This is a genomic window from Magnetospirillum sulfuroxidans (assembly GCF_018224925.1).
In the GTDB taxonomy this organism is placed as follows: Bacteria; Pseudomonadota; Alphaproteobacteria; order Rhodospirillales; family Magnetospirillaceae; genus Magnetospirillum; species Magnetospirillum sulfuroxidans.
Genome location: NZ_JAGTUF010000006.1, coordinates 83,256 through 98,145, shown reverse-complemented (window position 1 = coordinate 98,145; position 14,890 = coordinate 83,256). Strand labels below are relative to the sequence as shown.

Annotated in this window: 12 protein-coding genes and 1 pseudogene; 12 read left to right on the top strand and 1 reads right to left on the bottom strand. The window is 62.5% G+C overall.

The window, feature by feature from the left end; translation table 11 throughout:
- The first annotated feature begins 27 nt into the window (after window positions 1-27).
- From KEC16_RS08875 to KEC16_RS08850, 6 genes are all read left to right on the top strand, one after another.
- A complete protein-coding gene (locus KEC16_RS08875) occupies window positions 28-594 on the top strand; it encodes a cob(I)yrinic acid a,c-diamide adenosyltransferase (RefSeq protein WP_211547971.1) in 567 nt (188 codons plus the stop codon).
- Window positions 595-720: 126 nt separating this feature from the next.
- Window positions 721-1,467 carry an electron transfer flavoprotein subunit beta/FixA family protein gene (locus KEC16_RS08870; RefSeq protein ID WP_211547969.1) on the top strand — a complete coding sequence of 249 codons (747 nt, stop codon included), beginning with the start codon at window positions 721-723 and terminating at the stop codon, window positions 1,465-1,467.
- Window positions 1,468-1,469: 2 nt separating this feature from the next.
- Window positions 1,470-2,405: an electron transfer flavoprotein subunit alpha/FixB family protein gene (locus KEC16_RS08865; protein WP_211547967.1), complete on the top strand. Its 936-nt coding sequence runs from the start codon at window positions 1,470-1,472 to the stop codon at window positions 2,403-2,405.
- Window positions 2,406-2,499: 94 nt separating this feature from the next.
- The gene (locus KEC16_RS08860) at window positions 2,500-3,378 is read left to right on the top strand and encodes a 3-hydroxybutyryl-CoA dehydrogenase (RefSeq protein WP_211547965.1); all 879 of its coding nucleotides are present in this window, start codon (window positions 2,500-2,502) and stop codon (window positions 3,376-3,378) included.
- Between the two features lie 206 nt (window positions 3,379-3,584).
- A complete protein-coding gene (locus KEC16_RS08855) occupies window positions 3,585-5,303 on the top strand; it encodes an ArnT family glycosyltransferase (protein WP_211547963.1) in 1,719 nt (572 codons plus the stop codon).
- Window positions 5,300-6,091, top strand: coding sequence for a phosphatase PAP2 family protein (locus KEC16_RS08850; RefSeq protein WP_211547961.1), 792 nt, complete (start codon window positions 5,300-5,302; stop codon window positions 6,089-6,091). The genes KEC16_RS08855 and KEC16_RS08850 overlap by 4 nt, the downstream gene beginning before the upstream one ends.
- Here the strand turns inward: KEC16_RS08850 and KEC16_RS08845 are convergent.
- Window positions 6,067-6,567 carry an SH3 domain-containing protein gene (locus KEC16_RS08845; protein ID WP_211547959.1) on the bottom strand — a complete coding sequence of 167 codons (501 nt, stop codon included), beginning with the start codon at window positions 6,565-6,567 and terminating at the stop codon, window positions 6,067-6,069. The genes KEC16_RS08850 and KEC16_RS08845 overlap by 25 nt on opposite strands.
- 169 nt (window positions 6,568-6,736) lie before the next feature.
- Between KEC16_RS08845 and KEC16_RS08840 the strand changes: the two genes are divergently transcribed.
- The 6 genes and pseudogenes from KEC16_RS08840 (at window position 6,737) to KEC16_RS08815 (ending at window position 14,858) form a co-directional block, all read left to right on the top strand.
- Complete coding sequence (locus KEC16_RS08840) at window positions 6,737-7,723, top strand: 2-hydroxyacid dehydrogenase (protein ID WP_211547957.1); 987 nt, start codon at window positions 6,737-6,739, stop codon at window positions 7,721-7,723.
- Between the two features lie 2 nt (window positions 7,724-7,725).
- Window positions 7,726-9,039 (top strand): aminodeoxychorismate synthase component I, encoded by a 1,314-nt coding sequence (gene pabB / locus KEC16_RS08835; protein ID WP_211547955.1) that lies wholly within the window; start codon window positions 7,726-7,728, stop codon window positions 9,037-9,039.
- Complete coding sequence (locus KEC16_RS08830; RefSeq protein WP_211547953.1) at window positions 9,036-9,848, top strand: aminotransferase class IV; 813 nt, start codon at window positions 9,036-9,038, stop codon at window positions 9,846-9,848. Before pabB ends, KEC16_RS08830 begins: the two co-directional genes overlap by 4 nt.
- A pseudogene (locus tag KEC16_RS08825) lies at window positions 9,841-10,068 on the top strand (transcription elongation factor GreB); the annotation flags it as partial. The gene KEC16_RS08830 and the pseudogene KEC16_RS08825, both read left to right, overlap by 8 nt.
- A gap of 198 nt (window positions 10,069-10,266) precedes the next feature.
- Complete coding sequence (gene gmtY / locus KEC16_RS08820) at window positions 10,267-11,649, top strand: gamma-mobile-trio recombinase GmtY (protein ID WP_211547949.1); 1,383 nt, start codon at window positions 10,267-10,269, stop codon at window positions 11,647-11,649.
- Window positions 11,646-14,858, top strand: a complete 3,213-nt coding sequence (locus KEC16_RS08815; protein ID WP_211547947.1) for a VPA1269 family protein — start codon at window positions 11,646-11,648, stop codon at window positions 14,856-14,858. The genes gmtY and KEC16_RS08815 overlap by 4 nt, the downstream gene beginning before the upstream one ends.
- The last annotated feature ends 32 nt before the right edge of the window (window positions 14,859-14,890 follow it).

Below are 14,890 nucleotides of genomic sequence, written 5' to 3'. Positions count from 1 at the left end.
ACCCCCCTGGATACGGAAGGAACCCCCATGGTCCGGCTGACCCGCATCTACACCAAAGGCGGCGACAAGGGCGAGACGTCGCTGGGCAACGGCGCCCGCGTGCCCAAGCAATCAATCCGCGTCGAAGCCTACGGCACCGTGGACGAAGCCAATGCGACGATCGGCCTGGCCCGGCTGCATTGTACGGGCGAGGCCGACGCCATGCTGGGCCGCATCCAAAACGATCTGTTCGATCTGGGGGCCGATCTGTGCACCCCGGCCACCACGGCCGAAGCCCCCGGCTCCGCCTTGCGGATCATCGCGGCCCAGGTCGCGCGGCTGGAAGCGGAAATCGACGCCATGAACGCGGAACTGGCGCCGCTCAATTCCTTCATCCTGCCCGGCGGCTCGGCCGCTTCGGCTTATCTGCATCTGGGCCGCACCATCGCCCGCCGGGCCGAACGCCATATCTGCACCCTGGCCGGCGAGGAACAAATCAGCGAACAGGCCATCGCCTATATCAACCGCCTGTCCGACCATCTGTTCGTCATGGCCCGCTGGCTCAACGAAAAAGGCGGCGCGGATGTCTTGTGGATTCCGGGCGCAAATCGGTAACATTATCTGTCAAGCCGGTGACGTTGACATCCATACCCGCACGTCATATGGTGCAATGCAACACTGAAATACGCTACGCAATACCTATTTAGGCAGCGAGCGGTCAATCGAGGGATCGTCAAAACCATGAAAGTCCTTGTCGCCGTCAAGCGCGTCATTGATTACAACGTCAAAATCCGGGTCAAGGCAGACCAGACGGGCGTCGAGACGGCGAACGTCAAGTTCAGCATGAATCCGTTTGACGAAATCGCGGTGGAAGAGGCGGTTCGCCTTAAGGAAGCCGGTAAGGCCAGCGAGATCGTGGTGGTGTCCATCGGACCGGCGCAAGCGCAGGAAACCCTGCGCACGGCCTTGGCCATGGGGGCCGATCGCGGCGTCTTGGTGCAGACCGACGACGAGGTTCAGCCGCTGGCGGTGGCCAAGCTGCTGAAGGCGGTGATCGACAGCGAAGCCCCCGGTCTGGTGATCTTGGGCAAGCAGGCCATTGACGACGACAGCAACCAGACCGGCCAGATGCTGGCGGCGTTGCTGGGCTGGTCGCAGGGCACTTTTGCCAGCAAGATCGTGCTGGGCGACACCCTGACCGTCACGCGTGAGGTTGACGGCGGCCTGGAAACGCTGAGCCTGAAATTGCCGGCGGTGGTGACCAGCGATTTGCGCTTGAACGAGCCGCGCTATGCCAGCCTGCCCAACATCATGAAGGCGAAGAAAAAGCCCATCGACACCACCAGCCCGGCCACGCTGGGGGTGGATGCGGCGCCGCGCCTGATGACGCTGAAGGTGGAAGAGCCGGCCAAGCGCGCCGCCGGCATCAAGGTGGCCGACGTCGCCACCTTGGTCGACAAGCTGAAGAACGAAGCGAAGGTGATCTGACCATGGCTCTTTTGGTTCTCGCCGAACATGAAGGCGGCGCGCTCAAGCCCGCCACCTTGAACACCGTCGCCGCCGCGCAAAAGATCGGCGCCGACATCCATGTGCTGGTGGCCGGTGAAAACTGCGCCGCCGTCGCCGCCGCCGCCGCCAAGATCAGCGGAATCGCCAAGGTGCTGGTCGCCGATGCGGCGCTTTACGCCCATGCGCTGGCCGAGCCGTTGGCCACCCTGATCGTCGGCCTGGCCGGCGGCTATGGCCACATCCTGGCCCCGGCCACCGCCATCGGCAAGAACGTGATGCCGCGCGTCGCCGCTTTGTTGGACGTGGCCCAGATCTCGGAAATCGTCGCGGTCGTCGCCGCCGACACCTTCGTCCGCCCGATCTATGCCGGCAACGCCCTGGCCACCGTCCAATCCAAGGACGCGATCAAGGTGATCACCGTGCGCGCCACCGGCTTCGAAGCCGCCGCCCTGGACGGCGCCGCCACCATCGAAACCATCGCCGCCGCCACCGATCCGGCCCTGTCGGCCTTTGTCGGCCAGGAATTGTCGAAATCGGAACGGCCGGAACTGACCAGCGCCCGCATCATCATTTCGGGCGGCCGCGGCATGCAATCGGGTGACAATTTCCCGCTGCTGGAAGCCGTCGCCGACAAGCTGGGCGCCGCCGTCGGCGCATCCCGCGCCGCCGTCGATGCCGGCTTTGTCGCCAACGATCTGCAAGTCGGCCAGACCGGCAAGATCGTCGCCCCCGACCTTTACATCGCCGTCGGCATTTCCGGCGCCATCCAGCATCTGGCCGGCATGAAGGATTCCAAGGTCATCGTCGCCATCAACAAGGACGAAGAAGCCCCCATCTTCCAGGTCGCCGATTACGGATTGGTCGCCGATTTGTTCAAGGCCATCCCCGAGCTTACCGCCGCGCTGGACAAGAAGTAAGCCGGACCAAGCGATTTCGGGGCGGGGAACACCCGCCCCGTTTGCTTATGAGACGTTCGAGTAGCCCAACACCTTACGCGTAATGGAGCATCCCATGAGTGCCATTCAGAAAATCGGTGTCATCGGCGCAGGCCAAATGGGCAATGGCATCGCCCACGTTGCCGCAGCCGCGGGCTTCGACGTCATCTTGCTCGACGTTTCCGACGAAGCCTTGAAAAAGGGCTTGGCGACCATCGAGAAAAACATGGCCCGCCAAGTGCAAAAGGGCAAGCTGTCGGAAGAAGACAAGGCCGCCACCTTGTCGCGCATCAAGACGACCACCGCTTACGCCGATTTCGGCGACAGCGATCTGGTCATCGAAGCGGCCACCGAAGACGAAGCGATCAAGCGCAAGATCTTCAACCTGCTGTGCCCGGTGCTCAAGCCGTCGGCTTATATCGCCTCGAACACCTCGTCCATTTCCATCACCCGCCTGGGCGCCTCGACCGACCGTCCGGGCAAGTTCATGGGCATGCACTTCATGAACCCGGTGCCGGTGATGCAGTTGGTCGAACTGATCCGGGGCATCGCCACCGACGAGGAAACCTTCAGCCTCGTGCGTGAAATGGTGGTCAAGCTGGGCAAAAAGCCGGTTTCGGCCGAGGATTTCCCCGCTTTCATCGTCAACCGCATCTTGCTGCCGATGATCAACGAAGCCGTCTATACCCTGTACGAGGGCGTCGGCAGCGTCGAAAGCATCGACACCGCCTTGAAGCTGGGCGCCAACCATCCCATGGGTCCGCTGGAACTGGCCGATTTCATCGGCTTGGACACCTGTCTGGCGATCATGCACGTGCTGCATGACGGCCTGGCCGACACCAAGTACCGTCCCTGCCCGCTGCTGGTGAAATACGTGGAAGCCGGTTGGCTGGGCCGCAAGACCGGTCGCGGTTTTTATGATTACACCGGTGAAAAGCCGGTGCCGACCCGCTAAGGGATCGCACCGGATCACGCCGACACGGCAAGGCGCCCCGCTCTATCGCGGGGCGCTTTTTCGTTTCCGCCGCCCGGCCGCTGGAGCCTCGCGCTCCGCTCCGGACGGACGACATAATCAACAAATTGGGCGGTTTTGTTGGTTCGCGTCCGCTTCTGGTGTAGAAGAAGCACCGAGCTGTTGCCCCTGCCCAAGGATGTGTCTCCGTGGATCGACTGACCGGCGGCTTGCGCCCCTATCTGCTGTTGTCCCTGTTCTGCCTGATGATCATGCTGCCCGGACTGGCCAGCTTGCCGCCCATGGATCGCGACGAATCGCGCTTCATGCAAGCGACCCGGCAGATGCTGGAAAGCGGTGATTACATCCGCATCCAATTCCAAGACGAAATGCGGGCGAAAAAGCCGGCGGGGGCCTATTGGCTGCAAGCGATCAGCGTCGAGGCGCTGTCGCATCCGGCTTCGACCCAAACCTGGCCTTATCGCCTGCCGTCGGTGCTGGCCGCCTGGGCGGCGGTGCTGCTGACCTTCACCTTCGGCAAGTCCTTGCTGGGCGCCCGCCCGGCGCTGTTGGGCGCGACATTGCTGGCGTCGGCGCTGATTCTGATTTCCGAGGCTCATCAGGCCAAGACCGATGCGCTTTTGCTGCTGTGCACAGTGGCGACCCAAGGCATCCTGGCCCGCTTTTATATCCTGGGCCGCGCCCGCGACATGGCGTCGGGCGGCGCGTCCGCCGGCGGTACGTGTTCGACCGGCGGCTGTTCCTCTGGCGCATCCTCGGCGGCGGCCAATATCGTCGGCCCCGGTCTGACCGCGGCCTTGCTGTTCTGGCTGATCCAAGGCGTCGCCATCCTGGTCAAGGGACCGGTGGTGCCGGTGATCAGCCTGCTGACCATCGCCGCCCTGGGCATCAGCGACCGCAATCTGCGTTGGCTTAATTCCATGAAGCCGGTCCTGGGCACCGTGGTCGCCGCCGCCGTGGCGGCCCCGTGGTTCATCGCCATTTCGCAGGCCACCGGCGGCGCGTTCGTCGGCGAGGCGGTCAAGGGCGACCTGCTGCCCAAGCTGCTGGGGGCGCAAGAAAGCCATGGCGGCTTCCCCGGCCTGTATCTGTTGCTGGCGGCGGTGCTGTTCTGGCCGGGTTCCCTGCTGTTTCCGGCCCTGACCCGGTTATGGGCGCAGCGCCAGCGATTGGCCTTTCGTTTCTTGCTGGCCTGGGCCATCCCCGCCTGGATCATGTTCGAGCTGATCCCGACCAAGCTGCCCCATTACGTCTTGCCGCTCTTTCCCGCCGTCGCGTTGATGATCGGCGCCTTGACGGTCGAGGGATTGGAGGCTTTTCGCCATAAGGCGGCGAAAGTCTGGTACGTGCTGTGGACGGCCATCGGCTTGGTTCTGGCCGCCGCCACCATCGTGTTGCCGATGCAATTCGGCAACGGCTTCTCCGCCCTCAGCCTGCTCTCGGCCGCGCTCATCGTCCTGACCACCATCGCCCCGGTGGTTCTGGCCCTGCGCGGGGCCATGGTCCAAGCCGGTCTGGTGCTGGCGCTGACCGCGGCCGCCACCTATCCGGCTCTCTTCAATGGCGTCCTGCCCGGCTTGGACAAGGTGTTCTTGTCGCGGTCGGCGGCGCAGGTGGTCGACAGTATCGGCTCTGACGTGCCGGTGGCCGCCGCCGGCTATTCCGAACCGTCGCTGGTCTTCCTGCTGGGAAGCAAAACCAAATTCACCGATGGCGCCGGCGCCGCCGATTATCTGATCGCCAATCCCGGCGCCCTGGTGGTGGTGGAAAGTCGCCAGCAAGCGGCTTTCGATGCCCGCGTCGCCGCAACCGGGCTGAAAGTGGAAGCCTTCGCCATTTTGGACGGCTTCAACTATTCCCGCGGCAAGCGGGCCAGCTTGGCTATCCTTGGGGCCAAGAGCCCATGAAGCGCGGCTTCTTGTCCTTGATGGAACGGGTGGCCCTGGCCTGGGAAGGCCTGATCATGTCGGCCCAAGCCGGCTGGAGCAGCGCCGCCCCGGCGCGGGCGCGACTGTCCGCCCATGCGGCGCGGGTCAGCGCCCGCCCCTTGACGTGGGGCAGCGTCTACGTCGTCGGTTTTTGCCTTTTGGCCATGTTGGCGTTGGATCGGCCGGTGGCGGGATTTTTCAAATCCCACATCAGCGGCGAAATCGAGGGCTTTTTCAAAACCGTCACCCGCCTGGGCGAGGCTCAGCTTTATCTGATCCCCGCCGGCCTTTTGTTCCTGGGCTTGATGCTGGCCGGCTGGCGGGCGGCTTCGGTGCAGCGACGGGCCTTTTGGCGGCGGCGGGCGGCAGCGCCGGGCTTCTTGTTCCTGACCATGGCGGTGTCGGGTCTGACCAGCAACGCCATCAAGATCAGCCTGGGCCGCATGCGGCCGCGCTATTGGTTCGAACAGGGCCTCTATGGCTTCGAGCCCTTCAACACCCATTGGGGGATGAATTCGTTCCCGTCAGGCCATTCTCAGGCCGCCTTCGCCGCCATGACGGCGCTGATGGTGATTTTCCCCCGCCATGCCGCCTTGTGGCTGACCGTCGCCGTGCTGGTGGCCTTCAGCCGGGTGGCGACCACCGTGCACTGGCTGTCGGACGCCCTGGCCGGGTCATGGCTGGCCATTTGCGTCACCGTGCTGCTGGCCCGCTGGTTCCGCGCCAAGGGCTGGCTGCCGGGTTATTCCAGCCACTCGCCCTTATAGACCCCCCAAAGCTGGTCGCGGCGCAACCAGCCTTGAGCCTGTCCGACCTCGACACGACAGAAATCGCGATTGCGCGGGCATTGCAGCAGACGCCCCAGAACCCCCGGCCCCACCTGGGCCACCGCCTCGGCCGAATCGGCGTCGGCGCCGCGCAGCAGGTGCGGTTCGCCGCCAACCACCACCATCATCCGCCGACCGGTCAGCATGGATTGATGGACCCAGCCTTCGGCCCCCTCCCAGTCGCGGATTTTGCGCCACGCCTCGAATTCGGCCACCACCTCGACGGGCAAGTCCTTGCGCAGATAAATCCAGTCGATGGGATAGCGCACGCCCGGACCGGTGCGCAGATTAACCTCGTCTGAACGTAAGGACACGAAGCGCGGCAAGGGCAAGCCGCTGGTCTCGCCAGCCCAGGCCGGCACCTGCCCCCAAAGCATCAGCGCCAACGCCAAACCGACCCCCCGAACCCGATGCATGCGAAAACCCGCTCCTTGATACCGTGACCTTACGGCATTATAGGGGGGGATGCGCCCGCCCGGTCAAGGTAATGGGGAAACCGGGGGCTGAATGAAACCATCTCTGGACAAGACGGTCAGGTCTTGCTAGGTCGTGAAGCTAATTGGGGTCCCGGGAGGAGAATGGAAAATGCCGCAAAAGAAGCCCGTGGTCGTCGTCACCCGTAAGTTGCCCGACGTCATCGAGACGCGAATGATGGAGCTGTTCGACACCCGGCTTAATCTGGAAGACAAGCCGCTGTCCAAGGCCGAGTTGATCGAAGCCGTCAAGACCGCCGATGTCCTGGTGCCGACCATCACCGATCGCATCGACGCCGCCGTCTTGTCCCAGGCTGGCCCCAATCTGAAGTTGATCGCCAATTTCGGCACCGGCGTCGATAACATCGACCTGGCCACCGCCCGCCAGCGTTCGATCACCATCACCAACACGCCGGGCGTGCTGACCGAAGACACCGCCGACATGACCATGGCGCTGATCTTGGCCGTGCCGCGCCGGCTGGCCGAGGGCGAACGCCTGTTGCGGTCGGAAAAGTGGAACGGCTGGAGCCCCACCCACATGCTGGGTCACCGCATCTGGGGCAAGCGTCTGGGCGTCATCGGCATGGGCCGCATCGGCCAGGCCGTGGCCCGCCGGGCCAAGGCCTTCGGCATGTCCATCCATTACCACAACCGCAAGCGCCTGCATCCCGAGTTGGAAGCGGAACTGGAAGCCACCTATTGGGAAAGCCTGGATCAGATGCTGGCCCGCATGGACGTGGTCACCATCCATTGCCCGCACACCCCGGCCACCTTCCATCTGCTGTCGGCCCGCCGCTTGGCTTTGTTGCAGCCGCATTCCTATGTCATCAACACCTCGCGCGGCGAAATCGTCGATGAGAACGCGCTGACCCGCATGCTTGGCCGCGGCGAACTGGCCGGCGCAGGCCTGGACGTGTTCGAGCACGAGCCGGCGGTAAACCCCAAGCTGTTGGGCTTGGACAACGTGGTGCTGTTGCCGCATCTGGGCTCCGCCACCATCGAGAGCCGCATCGACATGGGCGAGAAGGTCATCATCAACATCAAGACCTTCGCCGATGGCCACAACCCGCCGGACCGCGTGCTCGCCAGCATGTTCTGACGGTGCAGCCAACCGTCCTTGATCTGCCGGTGACCGACCCGGTCGCCGTTTTTGCCCCCTTGGCCGACGACCCCTTGGCGGTGCTGCTGGACAGCGCCGCCGGGGGAGATCCCCGTTCGCACTATTCCTATATCGCCGCCGATCCGGTCGACATCTTGGACGCCGACGCCCCATTCGCCGCCCTTGCCGCCCGGCTTGCGGCGCGCCGCCGGCCAGCCGTGGCGGGGCTGCCGCCATTCCAAAGCGGCGTTGCCGGCTGGCTGTCCTATGATCTTAACCGCCAGCTCGAACGTCTGCCGTCTCCGCCCCCGGCGACACCGGCCTTTGCCGCCGCCCGGTTGGGGGAATTCAACGCGGTGGCCGCCTTCGACCACCGCCAGGGCAAGGCCTGGGTGATCGGCGCGCACAAGGCCGCCCATCATTTACGCGACCGTCTGCTGGCGGCGCCGCCGCTCGCGCCGCTGGAATGGAACATCGGCGGCACAGCCCGGCCCGACCTCCCCCGCGAGCGTTACGAAGCCGACATTGCCCAGGTGATCGCGTACATCCATGCCGGCGATGTCTTTCAGGTCAATCTGGCCCAACGCTTCACCGCCCCCTGGCCCCAGGGCCTGTCGCCCTTCAGCTTGTACCGGCGCATGCGGGCACGGGCGGCGGGGCCGTTTTCCGCCTTTATCTCGGGCCGCCACGGCGCCTTGGCCAGCGTGTCGCCGGAACGCTTTGTATCCTTGGACGCCAAGGGCCGGGTGGAAAGTCGGCCGATCAAGGGCACGCGCCCCCGTGGCGGCGACGCCGCCAGTGATGCCGCCTTGGCGGCGGAACTGGTCGCCAGCGTCAAGGACCGGGCCGAGAACCTGATGATCCTTGACCTGATGCGCAACGACCTCTCGCGCGTCTGTGCCCTGGGCAGCATCGCCGCGCCACAGCGCATGGCGCTGGAAACCTATGCCGCCGTGCACCATCTGGTCTCGGTCGTGACCGGACAGCTGCGCCCCGGCCTTGGCGCCATTGACCTGCTGCGCGCCAGCTTCCCGCCCGGTTCGGTCACCGGGGCGCCCAAGGTGCGGGCCATGGAAATCATCGCCGAACTGGAAAGCGCGCCGCGCGGCCCCTATTGCGGCGCCTATGGCTGGTTCGGCGATGACGGCGCCATGGATCTGGCGGTGGCCATCCGCGTCGCCGCCCGACACGATAACACCGTCGTCATCCATGCCGGCGGCGGCATCACCGCCGATTCTGATCCACGAGCGGAATACGATGAAACCTTGGTCAAGGCCGCCCCGCTGTTGGCGGCACTGGCCGGAGAAGCGCCATGATCGTCTTTCTTGACGGCCGCCTGCTGCCGCAGGAACACGCCACCCTGTCGCCGGCCGATCGCGGCTTTACCCTGGGCGACGGCCTGTTTGAAACCATCAAGATCAGCCACGGCCACCCCCTGCGCCTGGATGCTCATTTGCGCCGCCTGCGCGACGGCGCCGCCATCTTGCGCCTGCCCCTGCCAGCCGGCGACGCCTGGTTCGCCGATGCCGTCGCCGCCGTGCTGCACGCCAATCACCTCAGTCAGGCCGCCTTGCGCCTGACCGTCAGTCGCGGCCCCGGTCCCCGCGGATTGTTGCCGCCCGCCCCCTGCGCCCCCACCGTGCTGATCACCGCCGGGCCGCCGCCGCCGCCACTGTCGCCGGCGCGGGTGGTGGTGTCGCAACATGTTCGCCGCAACGCCCATTCGCCGCTGGCCCGCTGCAAGACGCTGAGCTCTCTCGACACCGTATTGGCGCGGATGGAAGCGCAAGAACGCGGCGCCGACGATGCCTTGCTGCTCAATACCGACGGCATCGTCGCTGAAACCACCATCGCCAACCTGTTCATGGTCGACAGCGATGGTCTCTTGGCGACGCCGCCGCTGGCCGATGGCGCCCTGCCCGGAATACGCCGGGCGGAATTGCTGCGCAGCATGGTGGCGCAGGAACGTTCGCTGACGCTGAGCGACCTTCGATCGGCCCGCGAGGTCTTTTTGACCAACGCGCTGTCGGTCCGCCCCCTGGTGGCCATCGACGACCACCTGATCGGCGACGGCCACCCCGGCCGGTTAAGCACAAGACTGCTGGAAGAACTGACGCATGAGTAAAGCTTTTACCAAGGAATCCGACGGCGACGACGACGATCTGCCCGAAGGCGCCAGCCCGATTCCCAAGGGCTCGCCCAATTACATCACCCCCAAGGGCTTGCAGGCTCTGCGTGACGAGATGAACCAGCTGGTGCGGATCGACCGCCCCAAGGTGGTGGAAACGGTTTCATGGGCGGCCGGCAACGGCGACCGTTCGGAAAATGGTGATTACATCTATGGTTTTCACCCCCGCTAGCAATCTAACAATGGCGAAACTCGCCGATCCCAAATCCCTTTGCCGGGCTCTATCCAAGAGGCGCTTTTGGGGATAAATCACCGAGCTCGTTCAACCTGCCACGCACAGCGGTTGATCGCCGTCGAGCGATGCAGGTAGGGGCTTGGCGCTTGCCTTCCCCAAAAGTTCCCTCAATGTATGCCCATGAACTTGATCGAATCGTCCAGGGCGCATTGGCGGGTAGAGCATTTGGACGCTGTCGGCCTGCCGGTGGTCAGCATCCTGCTCCCTGGTGGGATTCCTTGGACGACGTGGTCGGACTACCGCCACAGGTTGGGCATCGGCGCCCAACGATCGCAGGCACGCCATATCGGGTCTCTGATCGAGTTCATGGATGCTCGATGGCGGGATTATCTGCCGCTCGAGCGCCGCACGCTGTTCATGCAGCATTGGGTCGATGCTCTGGTCATGGGAACAGTCGGTCCGGACGGTGATGACCCATCTGATCTCTTCTGGCTTCCCAAGTCGGCAGCGGAAGTGCGCCGGTCTCTTCAGACTGTGACAGCGTTCGGCGATTGGCTGGCGGAAAGTCGGGGCATTCGTCCGCTGAACCCGGAGCGGCAAGCGTCGCTCTCGGAGCAGATCGTTTTTTGGCGAGGATGGGCCAAGAGGAAGGACAGCAGCCTGTTCGCCCATTTGCGGTCCGCAGGTCGGGCTTACGAGCAGTCCCGAGTTGCCCGCGAGATTACGGTGAGGAAGCAGTCGGCTTATCACGAAAACCCGGCCAACGAGACCAAGCGGTTCCCGGAAGAGTCCATCCTGCCGTTGCTCCGCGACGGCTTCTCATCCAGGCCACCACATCTGCGCTGGACCATCCTGCGCGACCAACTGATTACGATACTGCTGCACTTTGGAGGACGCAGGATTTCGGAGGTATTGCAGATGTGGATCGGGGATGTGCAGCCTCATCCGAGCGATCCGACTCGCTGCGTCCCCTGGGTCCATCACCCAAGTGACGGCTACGCTGAATACCGCGATCCCAAGACGGGCGCGACAGGCCAGATCCGGCGCGACGAATACTTGCGGCTTGTCTACGGGCGCGCCCCGTTGACCGCGGCAACAGGCCGCAGGCGGGTCGGCTTCAAGAATCCGTTGTTGACGCACAGGAACGCGCTGCGCACGTTCTGGTCGGACGCAGCTGCCGACCGCGTTTTTTGGTCGCTCTATCTTCTCTACATCCAGTCCAGACCAAAAGTCTCGCGCCATCCGTACCTTTTTGTCACTCCCGCTGGCGATCCAATGACCAGGGCTGGCTTCGAGAAGGTCCATGCCGCTGCCGTTCGCCGCATCGGCCTGATTCCTGCGAAACGCCTTGGGACGACGCCCCATGGACATCGGCACGCCTATGGATCGCGTGCGGCGAAGCGAGGCGTCTCTTCGAAAGCGCTTCAGGTGGCGATGGGGCACCGTACGCCAGCGTCCCAGGAAACCTATAAAGGACCCTTGCTGGGGGAAATTGCGGAAGAGATGGAGGCTGCAGAAAAACACACCAGGCATCAGCTAGAATTGGGATGCCTGTTGAAATGAGCGGCAGGCATTGGCATTACGAAAATTACCGGGAGATCGTCAGCTATCTGACCGGCAATACCGTTACGGTGAACATCGATCAGGATCGATTCCTGCTCTTTCCGGAAAACCGGTGGAACCAAGATCTCCTCGGCCACGAGTTGGCGGCTTTGTCGACCAAGAGGTCATGGACACGTTCGCAGTCGAACGCGCGATCGCCGGTGTTCCTCGCCTCTGTCGCGCCATTCTTTGCCAGCCCTTCCCACGAAACCGCGGTTGCGGCTCTCGACGCTATTATGGCGGGCCGGGAGAACTGGGGGCAGCCAAACAGAAAGAGTAGGGAGGAAAAGGCCGCATCGGTGCAGGCGGCGAAGCCGTGGTACTTAAATGATAAGGCGCGAATCAGAGAATTTTTGCTCGCACTTTGGCGATCCGGCGTTCTTGTTATGCCCATGAGCGCCCCTGAATTCGTCCGGGCTCATTGGGCTACCGGCGCCAAGGCGCTCGATACCGTAGACCGAGCATGCCTAAAGTTGCTCGGGCAGAAAAAGCCGTATGCGACCCAAATGCTTGCGCATTTTGAAGATGTTTTGGTGCGAGTCAGTTTTTCTGAGGCTATCGGCGATTTTGTACCAGATGTACTGAACCTGATGACATTCAGCAGGCAAGGTAGATTTTCAACTTTGGGCGTTGCGATTACTGCTGCACAGGGAGACGCGCATGGCCCATTGCGCCATCGTTCTACGGATTATTGGCCGCGCCATACATATCAGCGTGATACAGAATTCAGTTGGGTGAAAAATGAGGGTGAAGATCTTTTAGAATGGGTTGAGATTGCGACAGAGTATATTAAGGAGTCTCGAAACTCCGTCGCCAACAGAATCCAAGCAATGAGATATTTCTTCAAATACCTCATTGAAAACAAAGGCATTCCACGGAATCCAGAAGACCTTCTATCGCATAAAACATACGATGCAAACCTTTTCAACAAGACGCCCATATCGCATTATAATCTGATCGTTGATTTCTTTGAATTTGCGATTGCCTCGCGGTTCTCCGAGGAGACCCAATTGGGTGAGCGGCGCCCTCGCCCCGGCATCAGGAATCCTATATCGAAGAAGGGCGACCCCCTTAAGTCCCTGGGTGAAAGTAGCCGCGACGCGGTTCCGCCTCACATCCTCAAGATCATGATTGAAACCTTGACCGAAAATGACTGGTCATGGCCAAAAGGAACCTTTGGCATGCCTGGGGCTGTTGGCAAGTCTGGCCCAGACTGGTTCCTCTGGGAAGATCCGACCTCTGGCGACCGAGAATATGTTTGGGCGCCGGCCCGCGCGGTAGCGCTGTTCGCAAAATTGCGTTTCCCAGCCCGAACGATGCAGATTCGCGTGCTCGATTCCGGCGAGGCGGACGAGCTCATTCCCGATCTTGACCTGATGAAAATGGTGGAAAACCACGGGCCATTGCGGAGTGCCGAGCGAGGAGACAGGCTCAGCTTGTCGCGGGGGGGAAGACGTAAAAGCCCGGGCGCCCCCACCCAGAAAGGCGTGGTTCAGATCGTCGAAGGCCGGATCCGACCGTTTCTGACTATGAAATTCACCACCAATAAGACAGCCGATATCAACAAGGAATCGTGGAACAAGGGCTATACGGCACCGTGGATGCCGGACGATTTGGCGAAGGAACTGATTGCCCTGCGAGATTGGCAGGCAAAATACAATCCGCTTCCGAAGCCGACTGAGTGGACCGACCTGCAGGAATTTAAGGGCCGAAAGCACGACGCCCAGCTCACCGGCATGCGGAACTGCTTCCTTTTTCGCGACCGAACCTTTCCCGACCCAGCGCGTCGAGGAGAACCGATCGGTGACGGTAAGGTTAAGGGACTCTGGCTAGCACTTTGCGAAGAGGTGGAGCGCCGACTTCGCGATGCTGGGATTGTCGGTCCGGATGGAGCGCCGGTTAAGCTCGTTGCCAATCGCAATGCCCGCGGCGATGCCTGCGCAAGCATCTATGATTTGCACGCACTTCGAGTCACGTTGATTACACATTACATTGAGCACGGTGAAGTGGCCCCGGATGTGATCATGAAGATTGTCGGTCACGCGACGGTCGTCATGACCATGTATTATATCAAGCACAGCCAGGAGCACATCGCGGAAGTGATGATGGATGCTGATGGCAAATCTCGGGACGCAGCCCAAAGGCAATGGATTGAAGCTGCTCGCGCCCAAGAAATTGGCGAGTTGCAGAGTCTGGTTCATGCTGCCAGCGGCGCCGCCTTGCAGGCCTTCCACGGTGCCCCGAACGGCAGCATTGTACCGTTGATAGCTGGGATCTGCCCCGTCGGAGCTAGTCGGTGCCATCAAGGAGGACCGTCTCTCAACGCAAAAAGCTCAGAGGACCGGCCGACGCCGGTGCCTGGTGGGCGCGCCAATTGTGCAGGGTGCCGGTATTTCATTTCGGGCGAGGCATGGCTTGAGGGTGTGCAGACCGAATTCAATGTGCGCAGCTACGAAATGACCGGCCTTACGCGTCAACGGGAACGCCTGGAGGAGAAACTGCACCCGCTGGACGATGAACGGCAAACGGCTATGCAGGAAGAACGAATTTTCCAAGGGTATCGCGAATGGGAAGCCCTCACCCACCAGATCCAAGAAATCGAGGCCAGGCAAAACCAATTGACCCTTGAGATGGCGAACTTGCTAATGCTGGAGCAGCAGATCAGGGGGATCGCGAAGCGGCGAATGGAGGCACAGGAAACCGGCCTGGCCCTGGTTGTGGGGGATATCGTCACGGTCGAAGCTGCGCTGGAGGAAAGCACGGAGTGGGACCTTGCCGATCGGATTTGCCGATCTGCCGTGGCCTATCCGTCCCTCGCAGCCCGTGGCAATTTGACCGAAGCCGCGAGTAACTTTCGAGCTCGCCGCTATGATCGCGTCCTCATGCGACATGGCTTGGACGTCAGGTTCCTTGACCTCGATGACGAGCTTTCCGCCTATGTGGGCAACCGAATGAGCGAATGGCTGGATATGCGGGTCGGGCGCCGAAACACCATACGCCTGATGGAGGGCGAGGCCATGATCAAGGATATCTGCGATCAAACCGGCCTTCTTCCCGAAGCATTGCGGCAGGAGTTGGATGCGTTCCTGGATCAGACGATCGCACGCCGCCTTGCTACCGGAGCAGAGAGGCGTCAAATTGGCGCCCCCGAATTTTCGTCCGTAGAGTGAGCCACTGCGGAGCTGGGTAGTCATGTTGTTGA